The sequence below is a fragment of the Lysobacter sp. Soil_N_51 genome (assembly GCF_057655755.1).
The window spans coordinates 272844-290394 of the sequence record NZ_JBDGLR010000007.1 but is presented as its reverse complement, the minus strand read 5'-3'; the positions used below and the strand labels follow the sequence as shown (position 1 = coordinate 290394).

17 protein-coding genes and 1 pseudogene are annotated in these 17551 nt (G+C 65.2%); 6 read left to right on the top strand and 12 right to left on the bottom strand.

Going from position 1 to position 17551, the window contains the following annotated elements; translation table 11 throughout:
* Position 1: 1 nt before the first annotated feature.
* Together AC3A4T_RS15550 and AC3A4T_RS15545 are read right to left on the bottom strand one after the other, a co-directional pair.
* Positions 2 to 169 carry a hypothetical protein gene (locus AC3A4T_RS15550; RefSeq protein WP_487676181.1) on the bottom strand — a complete coding sequence of 56 codons (168 nt, stop codon included), beginning with the start codon at positions 167 to 169 and terminating at the stop codon, positions 2 to 4.
* Between the two features lie 296 nt (positions 170 to 465).
* Complete coding sequence (locus tag AC3A4T_RS15545; RefSeq protein ID WP_487676180.1) at positions 466 to 930, bottom strand: hypothetical protein; 465 nt, start codon at positions 928 to 930, stop codon at positions 466 to 468.
* 233 nt (positions 931 to 1163) lie between these two features.
* Between AC3A4T_RS15545 and AC3A4T_RS15540 the strand changes: the two genes are divergently transcribed.
* Entirely contained in the window at positions 1164 to 1799 is a 636-nt protein-coding gene (locus tag AC3A4T_RS15540; RefSeq protein ID WP_487676179.1) for an antitoxin Xre/MbcA/ParS toxin-binding domain-containing protein, read from the top strand.
* A gap of 34 nt (positions 1800 to 1833) precedes the next feature.
* Complete coding sequence (locus AC3A4T_RS15535) at positions 1834 to 2310, top strand: RES family NAD+ phosphorylase (protein ID WP_487676178.1); 477 nt, start codon at positions 1834 to 1836, stop codon at positions 2308 to 2310.
* Positions 2311 to 2847: 537 nt separating this feature from the next.
* Here AC3A4T_RS15535 and AC3A4T_RS15530 read toward each other — a convergent pair.
* The 4 genes from AC3A4T_RS15530 to AC3A4T_RS15515 form a co-directional block, all read right to left on the bottom strand.
* Complete coding sequence (locus AC3A4T_RS15530; RefSeq protein WP_487676177.1) at positions 2848 to 3459, bottom strand: DUF4166 domain-containing protein; 612 nt, start codon at positions 3457 to 3459, stop codon at positions 2848 to 2850.
* 79 nt (positions 3460 to 3538) lie between these two features.
* Positions 3539 to 5044 carry a TIGR01777 family oxidoreductase gene (locus tag AC3A4T_RS15525; protein ID WP_487676176.1) on the bottom strand — a complete coding sequence of 502 codons (1506 nt, stop codon included), beginning with the start codon at positions 5042 to 5044 and terminating at the stop codon, positions 3539 to 3541.
* A gap of 12 nt (positions 5045 to 5056) precedes the next feature.
* A complete protein-coding gene (locus AC3A4T_RS15520) occupies positions 5057 to 5503 on the bottom strand; it encodes a thiol-disulfide oxidoreductase DCC family protein (protein WP_487676175.1) in 447 nt (148 codons plus the stop codon).
* Positions 5504 to 5568: 65 nt separating this feature from the next.
* Positions 5569 to 6240, bottom strand: a complete 672-nt coding sequence (locus tag AC3A4T_RS15515; protein ID WP_487676174.1) for a GbsR/MarR family transcriptional regulator — start codon at positions 6238 to 6240, stop codon at positions 5569 to 5571.
* Between the two features lie 344 nt (positions 6241 to 6584).
* On the opposite strand from AC3A4T_RS15515, the gene lexA reads away from it, so the two are divergent.
* From lexA to AC3A4T_RS15495, 4 genes and pseudogenes are all read left to right on the top strand, one after another.
* Positions 6585 to 7208, top strand: a complete 624-nt coding sequence (gene lexA, locus AC3A4T_RS15510; protein ID WP_487676173.1) for a transcriptional repressor LexA — start codon at positions 6585 to 6587, stop codon at positions 7206 to 7208.
* A 4-nt stretch (positions 7209 to 7212) separates the two neighbouring features.
* A pseudogene (imuA, locus tag AC3A4T_RS15505) lies at positions 7213 to 7827 on the top strand (translesion DNA synthesis-associated protein ImuA); the annotation flags it as partial.
* 268 nt (positions 7828 to 8095) lie between these two features.
* Positions 8096 to 9544: a Y-family DNA polymerase gene (locus AC3A4T_RS15500; protein WP_487676172.1), complete on the top strand. Its 1449-nt coding sequence runs from the start codon at positions 8096 to 8098 to the stop codon at positions 9542 to 9544.
* Positions 9541 to 12693, top strand: a complete 3153-nt coding sequence (locus AC3A4T_RS15495; RefSeq protein ID WP_487676171.1) for an error-prone DNA polymerase — start codon at positions 9541 to 9543, stop codon at positions 12691 to 12693. Before AC3A4T_RS15500 ends, AC3A4T_RS15495 begins: the two co-directional genes overlap by 4 nt.
* Before the next feature lie 129 nt (positions 12694 to 12822).
* Here the strand turns inward: AC3A4T_RS15495 and AC3A4T_RS15490 are convergent, their stop codons facing one another.
* From AC3A4T_RS15490 to AC3A4T_RS15465, 6 genes are all read right to left on the bottom strand, one after another.
* Entirely contained in the window at positions 12823 to 13329 is a 507-nt protein-coding gene (locus AC3A4T_RS15490; RefSeq protein WP_487676170.1) for a DUF4189 domain-containing protein, read from the bottom strand.
* Positions 13329 to 13835 (bottom strand): DUF4189 domain-containing protein, encoded by a 507-nt coding sequence (locus AC3A4T_RS15485; protein WP_487676169.1) that lies wholly within the window; start codon positions 13833 to 13835, stop codon positions 13329 to 13331. Before AC3A4T_RS15485 ends, AC3A4T_RS15490 begins: the two co-directional genes overlap by 1 nt.
* A gap of 116 nt (positions 13836 to 13951) precedes the next feature.
* Positions 13952 to 14338, bottom strand: coding sequence for a DUF4189 domain-containing protein (locus AC3A4T_RS15480; RefSeq protein ID WP_487676280.1), 387 nt, complete (start codon positions 14336 to 14338; stop codon positions 13952 to 13954).
* A gap of 165 nt (positions 14339 to 14503) precedes the next feature.
* The gene (locus AC3A4T_RS15475; protein ID WP_487676168.1) at positions 14504 to 15685 is read right to left on the bottom strand and encodes a TrbL/VirB6 family protein; all 1182 of its coding nucleotides are present in this window, start codon (positions 15683 to 15685) and stop codon (positions 14504 to 14506) included.
* Positions 15686 to 15795: 110 nt separating this feature from the next.
* Complete coding sequence (locus AC3A4T_RS15470; protein WP_487676167.1) at positions 15796 to 16542, bottom strand: hypothetical protein; 747 nt, start codon at positions 16540 to 16542, stop codon at positions 15796 to 15798.
* Between the two features lie 117 nt (positions 16543 to 16659).
* Complete coding sequence (locus tag AC3A4T_RS15465; protein ID WP_487676166.1) at positions 16660 to 17430, bottom strand: hypothetical protein; 771 nt, start codon at positions 17428 to 17430, stop codon at positions 16660 to 16662.
* Positions 17431 to 17551: the final 121 nt, after the last annotated feature.

The window sequence follows — 17551 nt, the reverse complement described above, 5'->3', positions numbered from 1 at the left end:
TTCAAGCGATCGGCGCGACCACGACGGTTTGCAACTTCGATGCCGCGTAACCGGACGCGCCGCGATCGTCCGCGCCGCTTTCATCGCTCGGCGAACGTGACGATACAGAGCAAGGTGCCCGGCAGAGAATAAAAATTCCGTTGGCAAACGCCGCACTGGCGCGTGCCATGGGGCATTCATTCACTATTCGTCGACAGCGGACGAATGTGCGTCGGTGAGGGAGCGATCAGTATCAGGCTCGATCGTGAGCGGCACGCGGTGCCGACACCGGGTCAGACCGTAACGATGCCAGCGGGTCTTTCGTGCGGACCTGCTCGGGAAGCCCGCGCAATGCCGGCTCGGCGGCATCGCTAAAGCATTTACGGCGGCCATGGGCGTGTACACCCTGCTCGTCGGATCGCGGATCGATCCGACCTCGCCCCGCCCGCGCCGCCACCCGATTAGCGAGACGCCTCGGCGATCGCCTTACTTGCGACGGAACGCCGGCACCAGCGCGCCTTCGGCCAGTTTGCCGTTGGACTTCCACACCACGGTCTGCGCCGGGAAGTCGCCGCTGCGCACCTGCGCGGTGACCTTGCCCGCCAACAATTTGCCCACGCCGCCGGCCGAGGGATTCCAGGCGAACACGCCTTCGCGGCCGTACCAGACCACCGGGGTGGTGATATCCAGGCGGCGGTCGGGGCACAGGACGAATTTGCGCTCTTCCAGCGCCCTCAACGACGCGGCCGGCACCGAGGTGATGCCCGGGCGGCTGCGCTCGGTGGAATGGTCGGGGCAGGCTTCGGCCGAGCGCGCCATCGCAGCGTCGTACACCTTACGGTCCTTCTGGGCATGCGCCGCCGGGGCGACGGCGAGCATCAGGCCCAGACTCGACAGACCCAGCTTCGACAGGCTCAAGCTCGATCCGAACATCTGCGATTTGCGACTCATGATGGCTCCTTGCATTAGGCGTATTCGGTGCCGCTGTTGAACGCGGGCGTGGTGCGGTGGCGCAGCATAACAACCAAAAATGGTGATTAGCGTGTCGGCGACGGGTGCCAGATCATCTAGGTACGGATCGCGAAGGCCCACGGATCCATTGTGGCCGGACATCATCGCAGGGGCCGCGACCGGCCCGTACATTTCTGCGCTATGATCCGTCCAGATCAAGACAGGACCTCGCCATGAGCAAAGCCGCCAAGACGCCGGCCAAGGCCGCCGGTCGCGCCGCCGCCAAGCCCTCCGGCCCCGGCAAGACCGCTGTGCGCGAAAGCCGGCTGGACGTGCGCGAGGCCCGCGTGCATGCGCCATCGTCCAAGCGCGGGCGTGGTCCGTCGGTGAAGAATCCCGCTGCGCTCGAGTTATACGAAGCCCCGGCCACGTTGAACGGGTACATCGCCTACCTGCGCACCGCGACGCCGTTGCAGCGGGTCGCGGCCGAGCGCGAAGGCGTGCCGGCGCAGGTGGTCAAGCACATGGCCACCAGCATGGATGTTCCGGCGGTGCGCATGTTCAACATCCTCGGCGTCGCCAAGGCCACCGCCGAAAGCAAGGCCGCGCAGCAGGCGCGGATCGCCGGCGCCAGCGGCCAGGCCGCGCTCGGGGTGTTGTGTCTGCTCGCGATCGTCAAGGACATCGTCAAGGAAAGCACCGACGCCGCCACCCAGGATTTCGACTCGGCCAAGTGGCTGGGCCGCTGGATCGAGCAGCCGCAGGCGGCGCTGGGCGGACAACGTCCGGCCGACCTGCTCGACACGCCGACCGGCTACAGCGTGGTCGCGCGCCTGCTGGGCTCGCTGCAAAGCGGCGCCTATCAATGACCGGCGCTATTGCCACAAGGACGAGGCCGCAACCATGAAACTTTGGCGAATCGCCGGCGAAACCCGCGCCTACCGCGCCGACGACCTGAGCGGCGCGGGCGCGGCCAAGTACCCGGGACGCTGGAACGACGACGGCCAGCGCGTGCTCTACACCGCCACTTCGTTGGCCTTGGCGGCGTTGGAAACGGCGGCTTATGTCGATGCGCACGGGCTGCCGTTGAACCGGCACGTGGTGTCGATCGAAGTGCCGGCCGCGGTGTGGAAGGCGCGCATCCAGTTCACCCCGCAGGACCTGCCCGGCGGCTGGGACGCGGTGCCGGCGGGCATGGCCAGCGTCCGCATCGGTTCGCAATGGCTGACCAGCCTGGCCTCGGCGATCGCGCTGGTGCCGTCGGTGATCGTGCCGGAGGAATACAACGCGCTGATCAATCCCGAGCATCGCGATGCGAAGAAGCTGCGGGCGACGACGGGGAGGAAGTTTCAGTACAACGTGGTGTTTCGGGCGGGTTGAGGGGTTGAGGTTGGGAGCCGGGAGCCGGGGGCCGGGGGCCGGGGAGAGGCTGACGCGCTGTGCTACTCCGCAAGTCATCTATTACTACAAATCACCTGGCCCTAAAGTCATTCGAAGCAATGCCGCGTCCAAATCGCACCGCCCTCTCCTACCGTCATTCCCGCGAAGGCGGGAATCCAGGGCCTTTCGTGCGGGAACGCCTGAAGTCACTGGATTCCCGCCTTCGCGGGAATGACGTTCTGGTGAGATGCGCTGAAGTCTCTGGATGTTTGCCTTAGTCAAAGCAAAGCAGACCCGCCTTCGTATAAATGTCGACCTCGAAATTACGCAAGGCATGACCCTTTCCCATGCCCGTCCCTACCCGGCCGTCCATGGCCCTATCGTCATCCTGACGCACTCCCACGCTTGCCACTCCTTTCGCATCCGTGTACCGAGCATTCCTCTCGCATCCCTGCATCAACAACGCCCTATCGCCTCCTTGCACCAATAACCGCTCCATAACCAATCACACACCACACAACACCGTCCTCATTCGAATCAATCCCGCTCCCCCTGCATCCGCTGGAAATTCCCATCCTGGTGAAACAGCGGCCCCAGCCACGGATGCACGACATCGATGCTGACTTCGAAATGCTCCGCATCCAGATCGCGATGCACCAGCACGAAGCGGCCCGGCCAGCACAGCTTCGGCAACGGCAGGCGCAGGCCGCGCCAGTGCAGGAAATAGCCGTTGTCGACGAACACCAGCCGGTTCGGCAGCACTTCCAGCCGCACCCGCATGCCCAGGCCGCCGCCGAAGTGTTCGAGCAATTCGCCGCCCTCGCCCAGGGTCATGCGCGAACGGAAACTGAAAACCTCGTCGACGAAGTGATAGGTACGGGTCTTGATCCAGCCCAGACCGCGACGCAAAGGCTGCACGTCGAAGCGAAACGGCACGTTGTCGGCGTTGTGATGCGGCAGCACCCGCGCATAGCGGATCAAGCGCGCGAATACGCCGCCGAGCCAGGTGCAGCGCACCTGATGCATGTTGCCGACGTACTCGGCCTGGGCTTCGCCGGCTCCAAGCGCGAAACGCGCCTGGATATGCGGATGCAGCAGGTCCCAGCGTTCGCCGAGCGCGGCGCGCAGCAGCGCGGACAGGTCGTGCACGGCGGGATCACAACGCGTTTTGTCGCGAGAACCGGCAATGTTGTCGACAGCGGCGCCGTCGGCGCGATCGGCCGGCAGATCAATTGGATGCAACAGTTCCATGTTGGTCCCTTGGGTGTCCGTCACCCGAATAAGAAGAACGCAAAGTGGGGGTACGACCGGCGCGCAACGCGCTGGCGAGATCGGCATGCACGAAGCGATAGCGTTGATCGAGCAGTCGCCGCGGCTCGACCAACGGTCCGTCGAGCAGCATCGTCGCCATCTCGCCCAGGGCCAGGCGCATCGGCCAGGCCGGCATGCGCAACCACGCGGGGCGATGCTGACTGCGTGCGAGCTCGCGGGTGAATTCGCCCTGAGTGCAGCCGGTCGGCGCGACCAGGTTGTAAGGCCCGCGCAGGCCGACGTGTTCGACCGCCTGTTCGACGAACCCCAGCACATCGTCCAGATGGATCCAGGCGAACCATTGCTTGCCCGTGCCCAAGGTCGCGCCGGCGCCGAGCGACGCGGCCAGCGACAGCATCGGCAACACCCCGCCGCTGCGGTGCAGGACCAGGCCCATGCGCATCGTCACCAAGCGCACGCCCTGCTCCGACACCGGCGCCGCGGCGCGCTCCCAGGCGCTGCACAGTTCGCTGGGGAAATCGCCGCGCACTGGCGGCGGATCGCGCAGTTCCGGAGCGCTACGCGCATGCGCGCCGTACAGCCCGATCGCGCTGGCCTGCAGCCACAGCGCCGGTTTGTTGCGAGAACGCTCGCACCAGGCGCGCAGTGCATGAGTGGTGTCGATGCGGCTGGCGTACAGCGCGCGCTTGCGCGCCGGCGACCAGCGCGGGCCGACTACCGGCGCGCCGGCCAGATTGACCACCACGTCGATCGCTTCGTCGTCGCGCAACTGCGCGGTGTCGGCGATGCAGCGCGCGCGTCCGCCGAACTGCAACGCGGCGCGGCGCGGATCGCGGCTCAGAATCGTCACCCGATGCCCGCCGGCCAACAGCCCCTCGACCAGCGCGCTGCCGATGAAACCGGTGCCGCCGCTGATCAGGAAACCGGTCTGCGGGTGCTCGGCCAGCAGCGCGCGCGGCGCGGGTTCGGCGGCATTGGCGCGCGCGGCCAGGCCATCGCGCAGCGCCGACAGGCCGATGCCGAACGCGGCCGCGGTCAGCGCCCACGATTGCCAACCGTAGGAATGCGCCAGCAACGCGCTCGGCGCGCTCCAGTCGTCCATCGTCGCCAGCGCATACACCGCGAACATCGCGCCGCCGTTGACCGCGAGGATGGTGTGCAGCACGCGCTCGGTGCTGGGCAGCAGGCGGGTGGCGTCTTCGACCACGAAGTCCCACAAGGTGATGCCGACCTCGACCAGCACCAGCGCCCACACCGCCGCCAGCCACAGTCCCTGCGGCTGCACCCAGGCGAACACCAGAAACAAGAACCCGTAGACGAAGCCGCGCGCCGAATGCAGTTTCAATTCCAGCGCGGCGCTGCGGCGATTGGCGAGTTTTTCCATCAACTCGTGATGGGCGATGGTGTCGATCGCGCCCAACACGATCTGCAACAGCAATAAGGCGATGAACAAGCGTTCCATGACGCGCCTCGCTCAATAGTGGGTCGGGCAGTGGCCGTCGTCGCAGCGCGGGCCGGGCTCGTGGCCGGCTTCGCGGAAACCGAGCCAGCGCGACACGCGGTGGCGGTTCGGCGCGATCCAGCGGTAGGCGCGCGCGGCCATGCGTCCGGCGCCGGGCACGCGCAGCGGCCAGGTCAGCCAGCCCAGGCCGACCGCGCGGTAGGCCTCGGCGATGCCGGGCACGCCGATGCGCCATTCGCCTTCGGCGGTGCGCACATGCAGGGCGTTGCGCATCGCCTCCAGCGGGAAGCCCCACTGCGCCGCATCGAAGTCCGGCGCGGCGATGTCGACCAATTGCAGGCGGCCATGGCGATCGCGCGCCTTGAGCCGGTGCATCTCGGTGCGGCACAAGGGGCAGTCGCGGTCGTACAGGGCGACGACGGGGGCGATGCTCGGTTCGGGGATCAGGGTGTTCTTCATGATCGGCCTCTACTGTTATTTCGGTAATTACAGAAATTAATGGGCAAAAAAACGCCGGCGCGCCCCTAGGACGGGCGATCGCCGGACGTATCGGTCTGGGTGGCGTCGTGTGCGTCGGGCGCGGCTTCGAGATCGTCCTCGAACAGCACGCCATGACCGCTCGCGGCCTGCGGCGCCGGCAACGGTTTGACCGGGCCGCGCACGTACTGCTGGATGCGCGCGCCCATCTTCAGCAGCTTGATCAGGGTCTTGGGATCGAGCCGGTTCATTTCGTCGATCCAGCTGGTGCCGGTCTCCATGAACTCCAGCACCTCGCGCATGCGCACCAGGGTGCGCTGGTCGCGCGGATCGTTCTGGTCCGGCGCCACTTCGGCGTTGGCGCCGTCGAGCACGGCGGTGCGCAGCATGCTCAGGGTCGGCTCGATCTCGCGACGGCGACGCTCCTGCACCACCGCGCGGAAGATGTCCCACACGTCCTTGTAGGTCTCGAAGTGATCGCGGCGGTCGCCGAGCACGTGGGTGACCCGGGCCAGGTTCCAGCTCTGCAGCTCCTTGAGGCTGGTGCTGACGTTGGAACGCGCCAGGTTGAGGGTCTCGCAGATCTCGTCGGCGGTGATCGCCCGCTCGCTGAGGAACAGCAGCGCATGGATCTGGGCCACGGTGCGATTGACGCCCCAACGGCTGCCCATCTCGCCCCAGTGCAGGATGAAACGTTCTTGGAGCGGACTGAGCGACATGGACTTCTCTTATTTCTGTTTAGACAGAAATTAAAGAAGCAACCGGAACGAGTCAATACGTCGCAGCCCCGTTCGTCGGAAATGACGGCCCCTGTAGGAGCGGCGTAAGCCGCGACCGCGCCACCACGCTCACCCGCGCCGGCGAAGGATCAGATTTATCCCCATGATCCATAAAGATTTATTGAGCCAAAGGCGCCGCGCCCCAGCGCCGTAATCCGATCTCACCCCGCGAGACCCCGTCCACGCAATCTCCACCGAACTCACACCCGCCCCCTCGCCCCACCATCCGTCGGCTGCATCCGGCAAGTCTTACCGGCACATCTTTTTATTACTAATATTAGTACATGAGCCTGACCGACCTCCGCCGCGCCCTCCTCGCCTACCTGCGCGAACGCATCGCCGCCGACGGCATGCCGCCGTCGCAGCAGGAGATCGCCGCCCACTTCGGTTTCCGCCAGAACCGCTCGGCCGGCTACCACCTGCAAGCCTTGCAGGCGCAGGGCCTGATCGAACTGCTGCCGGGCCGCGCGCGCGGCATCCGCCTGATCGACGTCAAGCCAACCCGCGCCGCCGGACGCGACGACGCACGCCTTGAGCTGCCGATCCTCGGCCGGGTCGCCGCCGGCCCGCCGATCGGCGCCGATGTCGAAGCCGAAACCCATGTGCTGATCGATCGCCTGCTGTTCTCGCCGCGGCCGGATTACCTGCTGCGGGTCAAGGGCGATTCGATGCGCGAGGACGGCATCTTCGACGGCGATCTGGTCGCCGTGCATCGCACCCGCGACGCGCGCAACGGCCAGACCGTGGTCGCGCGCATCGCCGATGAGATCACCATCAAGCGCCTGCGCATCGACGCCGACGGCGTCGCCCTGCTGCCGCGCAATCCCGACTACGCGCCGATCCTGATCGCGGCCGACGCCGACTTCGCGATCGAAGGCATCTACTGCGGCCTGGTGCGCCGGGGCTGATCGCATGGGCAAGCTCATCGCCCTCGACAGCCTGATCAGTTCGCGCCGGGTCTGGCGCGGGCAATCGCCGAACCTCGCGCCGTCGGCGCAACCGACCGGACACACCGCGCTCGATGCCGCATTGCCGATCGGCGGCTGGCCCGAGGCCGCGTTGACCGAACTGCTGCTGCCCCATGCCGGCGTCGGCGAACTCGAACTGCTGTGGCCGACCCTGGCGCGTCTGTCGCAAGCGCAAGACGGCGGCATGATCGTGCTGGTCGATCCGCCCTACCTGCCCTACCCGGCCGCGTGGCGCGACGCCGGTGTCGCCCTGCCGCGGCTGCAGATCATCCGCGCGCGCCATCGCGATGCGTTGTGGGCGGCCGAGCAATGCCTGCGCTCGGGTGCCTGCGCCGCGGTGCTGTGCTGGCCGCAACGCGCCGACGATCGCGTGCTGCGCCGTCTGCAGGTCGCCGCCGAAACCGGCCAATGCCTCGGCTTCGCCCTGCGCGACATGGCCGCCGCGCGCAATCCCTCGCCGGCGGCGTTGCGCATCGCCATCGACAGCTCGCCACGACAACTGCGCGTGCTCAAGTGCCGCGGCGGCAATGCGCCGAGCAAGCCGATCGCGTTCGCGCATGCGAGCCATGCGCAAGCCACGCCGGTGCGAAGCGAAGCGATACGCATCGAGGCCGCGCCGGTCGAACGCGGCGGCATCGCAGCGGTCACGCCGCTTCGCAACGATCGCCAGCGCGTCGCCGCCGCGCCGGTCACGGCGCTGCGAGTCGAGCACAACGCAGCCAATCGAGAGCCCGTCGATCAAACGCCGCTTGCGCCGCGCGACCCGCCCCAGCCAGCGCGCCCCGCGCCCGCGCTGACCGTGCTGCAACCGCGCTAAGCCCGACCTCATGCGCTGGGCCTGCCTGCTGCTGCCGCAATTGGCGATGGACGTGGTCCTTCGCAATCACCCGCATCCCGAGCGCGCGCTGGTGCTGGTCGACGGGCCGCATGCGCGCCGCCGTCTGTACGCGGTCAACGAGGCCGCGCGCGCGTTGGGGCTCAAGCCGAACATGCCGTTGATCGCGGCGCAGGCGATCGTCGACGGTTTCCAGACCGTCGAACACGACCCCGCCGCGGTCGAGCACGCGCGCGGCCTGCTCGCCGCCTGGGCCTACGGTTACAGCTCGCAGGTCAGCACCGAATTCGCGCATGCGCTGGTGTTCGAGATCGGCCGCAGCCGCAGCCTGTTCGGCGCCTGGCCGGAACTGCGCCAGCGCCTGGCCGCGGAACTGCGCGAACTCGGCTTCCGCCACCGCATGGCCGCCGCGCCCAATCCGCAGGCTGCGCGCGCGCTGACCAATATCCGCGACGGTTTGTGTTTCGACGACGACAGGCTGATTCCGGCGCTGGCGAAAATGCCGCTGGAACGCTGCGGCTTCGATGCCGACACGGTGCAGGCGCTGCAACGCATGGGCCTGCGCCGGCTCGGTGCGGTGCAGGCCTTGCCGCGCGCGCCGCTGGCGCGACGGTTCGGTCAGCATGTGCTGACCCATCTGGACGCACTGCACGGCGCGGCGACGCCGCTGCTGACCTATTTCCAGCCGCCCGACGCCTTCGATGCACGTATCGAACTCGGCCACGAAGTCGAATCCAGCCAGGCGCTGCTGTTCCCGCTGCGTCGGCTTACCGCCGATCTGGCCGCGTATCTGTCCGGCCGCGACGGCGGGGTCGAACGTTTCACCCTGATCCTCGAACACGAACGCCATCCGCATCGTCCGCAGTTGCCGCACAGCGAGGTCGCGGTCGGCCTGCTCGCGCCCGAGCGCGACGCGGCGATGCTGTTCGAACTCGCGCGCGGGCGGCTGCAACACGCGCGGATTCCCGCGCCGGTGGTCGGCCTGCGCCTGCTCGCCGAACAACTGCCGCCGTTCGTGCCGGCCAGCCGCGACCTGTTCGATCCGCGCCCGCAGCAGGCGCTGCCCTGGGCGCAATTGCGCGAGCGCCTGCGCGCGCGGCTCGGCGACGATGGCGTGCAGGGCCTGGTCGTGCATCCCGATCACCGTCCCGAACGCGCCTGGCGCAACGTGTCGGGCGATGCGCCGGCGCGTTCGAACAAAACCGTTGCGCCACCCGCCGGCACGACCCGCCCGGGCTGGCTGCTGATCGAGCCCGAACCGCTGCGCGAACCGCTCGCGCGCATTCTCGCCGGCCCCGAACGGATCGAATCGGGCTGGTGGGACCAGGACGACGTGCGCCGCGATTACTACCTGGTCGAGACAGCCAAAGGCCAACGCGCCTGGGCGTACCGCGATGCCGGCGGCGACGGCGCACTGACCTTGCACGGCTGGTTCGCATGAACGCGGCGCGGCCGACGGCCTCATCCCCCCTGCCCGAATACCTGCCCGAGTACGCCGAGCTGCATTGCCTGTCGGCTTTCAGTTTCCAGCGCGGCGCCTCGCTCGCCGACGAACTGTTCGATCGCGCCCAGGCCTTGGGCTATCGCGCACTGGCGATCACCGACGAATGCACGCTGGCCGGGATCGTGCGCGCGTGGCAAGCGTCACAACGCACCGGGCTGGCGTTGATCGTCGGCAGCGAGTTCCGTATCGAAAACGGGCCGAAGCTGGTGCTGTTGGTCACCGGTTCGCCCGCCTACACCGACCTGTGCCGCCTGATCACCACCGCCCGCCGACGCGCGAAGAAAGGCGAATACCGCTGCCTGATCGAGGACGTGCAGGAACATTGCGCGAACCTGCTGGCGCTGTGGGTGCCCGACGGCGGCAGCGACGACGACCGGCATGCGCAATGGTTGCGAACTCATTTCGCCGATCGCGCCTGGGTCGCGGTCGAATTGCATCGCGGCCACGATGACGACGCGCGCCTGGCCGCGCTCACGCAACTGGCCGCGCGTCACGACCTGCCCACCGTCGCCGCCGGCGACGTGCATATGCACGAGCGCGCGCGCCGCCCGCTGCAGGACGTATTGGCCGCGATCCGCCACCACACCACCGTCGCCGAAGCCGGCGATCGCCTGTTTCCCAACGGCGAACGGCATCTGCGCATCCGCAAGGCGCTCAAGGCGATCTATCCCGACGCGATGCTCGCGCAGACCGTGCGCATCGCCGAGCGCTGCATCGGTTTCGATCTCAAGCGCGGCATCGATTACCGCTACCCGAACGAACTGGTGCCGGCCGGCGAAACCGCGAAAAGCTGGCTGCCCAAGCTGGTCGCGAACGGCGCCGCCAAACGCTGGCCGAATGGCGTTCCCGTCAACGCACTTCAACAGATTCAGCACGAGCTGACGATCATCGGAAAGTTGGACTACGAGTCGTACTTCCTGACCGTATACGACATCGTCGAATACGCGCGATCTCAGAAGATCCTGTGCCAGGGCCGCGGCTCGGCGGCGAACTCGGTCGTGTGTTACGCGCTGGGCATCACCGAGATCGACCCGATCCGCATGGGCATGCTGTTCGAGCGCTTCATGTCGGTCGAGCGCAACGAACCGCCCGACATCGACGTGGATTTCGAACACGAACGCCGCGAAGAAGTGCTGCAGTACGTATTCAACCGCTACGGCCGCGAACGCGCGGCGCTGACCGCGGTGGCGATCAGCTACCGTGGCCGCAGCGCGATCCGCAACGTCGCCGCGGCCTTAGGGATGCCGCAGGACCAGATCAGCGAACTCGCGCGCACCCTCGACCGCTGGAGCCAAGGCGTGCCGTTGCCCGAGCAATTGCGCGAACGCGGCCTCGACCCGGAATCGCCGCTGCTGTGCAACGTGCTCGGACTGACCGCGATCCTGGTCGGGAACGCGTTTCCGCGGCATCTGTCGCAGCATCCGGGCGGCTTCGTGATCTCCGAGCGGCCGCTGCACACCCTCGTGCCGGTCGAGAACGCGGCGATGGACGATCGCACCATCGTGCAGTGGGACAAGGACGATCTCGACGCGATAGGACTGCTCAAGGTCGATTGCCTCGCCCTTGGCATGCTGACCGCGGTGCGCAAGACCCTGGCCTCGCTGGAAACCCAGGGCATCCGCGGCCTGGACATGGCGACGATCATGGATCTCGGCGACGATCCGGATGTCTACGACATGATCTGCAAGGCCGACACCGTCGGCGTGTTCCAGATCGAATCGCGCGCGCAGATGTCGATGCTGCCGCGCTTGAGGCCGCGGAATTTCTACGACTTGGTGATCGAGATCGCGATCGTGCGGCCCGGGCCGATCCAGGGCGACATGGTCAATCCTTATCTGCTGCGACGCAAAGACAAGAACTTGGTCGAATACCCCTCGCCGGCCCTGGAGAAAGTGCTCCAACGCACCCTGGGCATTCCGCTGTTCCAGGAGCAGGTCATGCAGATCGCGATCGTCGCCGCCGGTTACTCGCCCGGCGAAGCCGATCAGCTGCGCCGCTCCATGGCCGCGTGGAAGCGCCACGGCGGCCTGGAACCGCATCGCGAACGACTGCGCGAGGGCATGCTGAAACGCGAGTACACCGAAGACTTCGCCCACCGCATCTTCGAACAGATCAAGGGCTTCGGCAGCTACGGCTTCCCCGAATCGCACGCGGCCAGCTTCGCTTTGATCGCCTACGTCAGCTGCTGGCTCAAGCACTACCATCCGGCCGCGTTCACCTGCGGCATCATCAACTCGATGCCGATGGGCTTCTACACTCATGGCCAGATCCTGCAGGACGCGCGCCGCAACGGCGTCACCGTGCTGCCGGTCGACGTGCGCTACAGCGATTGGGACTGCACCTTGGAAAGCATTCCGGGCGGCAGCGGCAACAAGCATCCGCACGCGATCCGCATGGGCCTGCGCCTGATCGGCGGCTTCGACGAAGCCTCGGCCGACCGCATCAGCGACGCACGCGCGCGCGCGCCGTGGCGCGACGTCGAGGACCTGTGCCTGCGCGCGGCGATCGACCCGCGCGTGCGCGCCCTGCTCGCCGACGCGGGCGCCCTGCGCGCGCTCGCCGGCCATCGCCATCGCGCGCGTTGGGCGGTGGCCGGCGTCGACACCCAACTGCCGCTGTTCGCCGGTGTCGCCCGCGATGAAGTGAAAGTGGCGTTGCCGTTACCGACCGCTGGCGAAGACGTGCAGGCCGACTACGCCCTGCTCGGCACCACGCTCGGGCGGCATCCGCTTTCGCTGTTGCGCAGCGCCCTGCACGCTCGCCATTGCCGACGGTCCTCGCAATTGCACAAGACCGCGCACGGCAGTCAGGTACGTTTCGCCGGCCTGGTGACCGTGCGCCAGCAACCCGAAACCTCCAGCGGCGTCACCTTCCTGAGCCTGGAAGACGAAGACGGGATGGTCAACGCCGTGGTCTGGCGCGACCTCGCTCAACGCCAGCGCCGGGTCCTGGTCGAATCGCGGCTGATGGCGATCGACGGCCGCCTGGAACGCGTCGACGGCGTCCAGCACATCATCGCCTCGCGCATGGAAGACCTGACCGCGCTGCTGGGCAGTCTGAGCACGCAGTCGCGGGATTTTCATTGAAGCGAAGTCGCGCTTCGGTTCGCGGCTCCAGCCTCGCCCGCCGATGGCTACGGACTGATGCATCCGCTTTCGCACAAAGCAAAACCGCGGCACCAGGCCGCGGCTTTTATCTGCAAGCAATTGAGTCGCTTATTGAACGCGTTCTGGATAGCTGCAGCCTGTGTAATAAATCCCACAGTTCGTGCTTGATTTTCCGCATTTCTCAACGGCCAGTTGCGAAGCCCTTTCAGAATTCTCCGCGCTCGCGGTCGACACCACCGTATCGCCCCAGGCTACCGCGACACATTGGTCGTAATACGCGTGCGTGATCTCGCAATCGTGGCCATCCTTAGCTTCGCAATCAGCGAGAGCCGCTTTTTCGGCCTTGCGTTTGCTGGGTAAAGATTCCGCCTTGCCCAGTATTCCGCTGCCCTTACTGTCTTCACCGACGGCGACCGCGCCCCAGCGGGTTGCCCAGCGTGGTTCAGCGCCCTGCGCCTCACCACCGCTGTTTCCATTGATCCCATAGCCGGGCATCGGAATACAAATCTGTCCGGGCGCCGCGCCTCCCGGATACAGGCCATCCGGGCAGCCTTGCTCGGCTTGAGCAAGCTGACTCAATCCCAGGAGGACAAGGAGGGAAATTATTCTAGCCATCACTGAGCACGCTCCGGATAGCTGCAACCCGTGTAATACATATCGCAATTCGCATCCGATCCATTGCACTTCTCCATGGCCATCCGAGACGCCACCTGACTGTTCACGGCACTCACGATCGCCGGTCTGGCATCTCCCCATGCGACCGCTACGCATTGGTCATAGTAGGCATGGGCAATCACACAGTTCTTCCCGCCTCGTGCTCGGCAATCAGCGATCGCAGCCGCCTCGGCTTTCCGCTTACTGCCTAAGCCTTCTACCCTGCCAAGCTTACTGCCGCCGGCGCTGGTGACATCCAAGGCGAGCGCGCCCCAGCGGGTCATCCAACGAGACTCCACCGCTTGCGGCGTACTACCGCTGCTCCCATTGATGCCGTAACCGGGCATCGGAATGCATATCTGCCCAGGCGCCGCGCCTCCCGGATACAGACCATCCGGACAGCCTTGCTCGGCTTGCACGATAGTTGAGAAAAGAAACAGGACAGCGAAGATGATTCTTGATTTCACGACTGTGGCCATCTGCCATGAGGAAAATATAACCCGGCTCTGTATACGCAAAAAAACGCGGCTTTGGGCCGCGTTTTTTGCAGAAACTTATTATCCGTATCTCGTTACAGGTGGCGTCAATTACTAACAAGCACCGGCTCTGTACAAGCGGAGTAAGCGATTTTGCACTGCGCGCCGCTCTTAGCAGCGCAGGCTGGCAGTGCCACATCAGACGCCTCTTCAATTGAAGCTGCAGACTGTGAGAAGGCAGATGCCCCAGCCACGGATGGCCATACGACGACGACGCACTGGTTCTTATAGGCAAGGTTCAACTTGCAATCTTTGCCGCCATAGCCAGCGCAACGAGCCAGCGCTTCGCGCTTAGCCATGCCTTTCGACGGTTGCCCAGTAATTGCACCAATTTCACCCGTCGACGACAAGGCGACGGCACCCCATGTCAACTCCCAACCTGGTTGGGGGGTAGCGGCAACGGATGCGTCCCCCCCGACTCCATAACCAGGCATCGGAATGCAGATCTGCCCTGGAGCAGCGCCGCCCGGATAGAGCCCATCAGGACAGCCTTGCTCGGCATAAGCAAGCTGGCTCAGGCCCAGGAGGACAAGCAACGAAATTATTCTAGGCATCACTGCAGTATCTCCTTACTTACTGCGACGCCCACCTCGTCGACCTTAACGTGAGGTATTGACGTCGCCGCGAGGGTTGGTCGGCTGTTGCGCGGCTGCACCGCGTTGACCGGTCAGCCTAGTGTCTACAGTTGTATCGCCTCTAGGAATGGTCACTTGCTGCTGATGTTGATTCTGTGGAGCCTCGGCACCGGTTGATCGGTTTTCATTTCTCGCAGGGCCGTCACCACCCATCCAACGATTCACCGCGCCACCACCGTGAGTCGGAGGCGCGCCAGCTTGACCACCGCCACTACCAAACGCACTGAACGGACTGAACTGACCCATGATGCCGTTGAAGAACATGCCCGCCATCGGCGGCGCGGTCACGATCAGCGCGCTCAACACCAGACCCAGACCACCTTGTTGCATGGCCATGCTAGTGAGGCTTTCCTGACTACCGCCTGTCAGCCAGCCGGCTGTCCAGAACGCCAGCCCAACGGCGATGATCATGTCCATCGCAAGTGTGACCATGACCGATAAAAACGCCATCGAGGCCATGGTCGCTAGGCCATAGAAGAGCCATTTAGTGAATAGCTGCTTGGTCTGATCGAACAGCAGACACAATATGAAGAATGGTCCCAACCCCAGGATCAGGGCCATGGCGATCTTGTTAATCAGCAACGCGGTAGCCGCCATGATCGCCGGCAGGCCCAGGCCGACGCCGGTGAACTGCAGCGCGCGCTCCTTGTCCTGGTTGGTGATCAGATCGTCGCCGGTGTCGACCGAGTCGATCACCTCGACCGCGACCTGCATGATCGCCAAGGCCTTGTCGATATCGGCGTAACTGCCTTCGTCGTCCTTGCCGGTCATCAACTCGCGCACGACGCGGTTGGTGCCGTCGGTCAAGGCGCGGTAGCTGGAGCCCACGCTCGCCGCCATGCCCGCCGCGATGCCCACGATCAACACCGCGCGCAGCGAGTTGACCACCAGGCCCATCATCGGTTCGCGCGACTGACCGGTCACGATCCGGAAGCCGTGGTAGATGATCCACAACGTCACGACGGTGGCGGAAATGAAACCGATGAACGACGCCACCCTCTTGAGCAGGTTGCCCGCGAACTCGGCGATTTCATCGTCGAGGAAGTCGTTGATCTCCGAGAAGAAGACCATGTTCGGCAGGCCCGCTGCTTTGAAATGCAGCAAGTCCAACAACGATCCCGCCGTCCCCAGTGCACTGATATCCATAAGCCATCCGTATGCTTGGGCCGGTCTTGCATTGCCGACCCCACGATTTCCGATCCCCGCCCCCAACCGATCGCCCGACCCCGTCAGGCGACCGACTCACATCGACCGCATCACCGTTCGCGCGAGCGCGCGCCCTGCAACGCCAGCTTCAGGGCGCCGCCCTGGATGGCCGTGTCGATGATCGAAGGGCTGTTCTTGTTCTTCAACGCCATGTTGGCGCTGCGAACCATGTTCTCGTTCAAGCTGCGCAGCATGGCGGTGTACGCGTCGAGCATGTACTTGCCGTTCTGCACGTCGTTGGCCATCTGCGTCTGCAACGCCGCGATGTAGTTGGTGTTGGTCTGCAGCTTGCCCTGATCCTTGTCGGCCGTCAGCTTGGCGCGATCCTTGTAGGCCTCTTCCAGCTCCTTATCGCGCTTGGAGACGTCCTGAAGCATCTTCACCATCGCATTGTAGCGACGGTTCTCGGTCTGCACGATCGCGATGCAGTACTTATGCTGGTCTTTCGCGACCGGATTGTTCTTCTCCTTGCCGCAAGCCTTGTCGACGCCTTCGTTGATGTCGCGCTCGGGGAACTGCTTGGAGATGTCCTCGCGGTAGCCGGCAGCACCCTGGAACTGAAGCTTGCCCAGCGCCATCTGCTCGTAGGCCTTGACCTGTTCCTGCAACTGCTTGACCTGCTCTTCGTACTGCTTCACCTGCTGTGCGTACTTCAGGCCGAGTTGGATGTTGTTGGCGATCTGGGTGAACTCGGAGGCGAACACCGCTTGCGCGGGGCGCGGCGCCAGCGCGGCGGCGCCGGCGACGATCACGGCCAGCACCACCGGCAGCATCTTGGAGGAATGATTGACGTTCATTGCGGTCAGCTCCTGAACCAGGCCAAGGATCGTGTTTGCGGCGATCCGTGGCAATTGTTCCAACGGACAGGTCGCGGTGATCCGCGGCCTGTCGATTCGATTGAGATCCTTCTTAACTCACCGCTCGCGAATCCGCGCGCCCTGCAGCGCGACCTTCAACGCGGCGCCCTGAATCGCGGTATCGAGAATCGAGGGCTTGTTCTTGTTCTTCAACGCGGTATTGGCTGCGCGCACCATGTTCTCGTTCAACGAGGTCAGCAGCGCGGTATATGCATCGATCGTGTACTGGCCGTTCTGCAGATCGTTCTGCATCTGCGCCTGCACCTGTTCGATGTAGTTGGTGTTGGTCTGCAGCTTGCCCTGGTCGGTGTCGCCCGACAGGGTGCCGCGGTCGTTGTAGGCCTGCTCGAGCTGCTTGTCGCGCATCTCGACGTCCTTGAGCATCTTCACCATCGCGTTGTAGCGACGGTTCTGGGTCTGGACGATGGCGACGCAGTAGCCGTATTGCTGCTGGCCGACCGGGTTGTTCTTGGCGCCGGTACCGCACGCCTCGACTTTACCTTCGTCGATGCCGCGCTCCGGGAACTGCTCGGCGATATTGACCCGGAAGCCCTTGTTGCCCTGGAACTTCAGGTTGCCCAGTCCCATCTGCTGGTACTGCTTGACCTGCTGCTCGTACTGCTGGACCTGCTGGCGCAACTGCTCAAGCTGCTTGGCGTACTGGCCGGTCAACTGGCCGAAATTCAGGTACTGGGTGATTTCGGTGGCGCACCAGAAGCACACGAACGCCTGCGCCGGGCGCGGGGTCATCATGCTGCCGAAGCCGACCAGCACCAGGGCCATCGACATGAACATCGGCTTGATTCGAACGAACTTGGTCAGGCTCATCGGCGTTTCCTCTCCTTGATACGTCCGCTGCCCAGGCAGGCACGGGACGTCATGCGTTCACTTTCCATTGAAACCCGAACGGCCCAAAAGCCCTGTTCAGGTATTCGACGCGTGCTTCCGT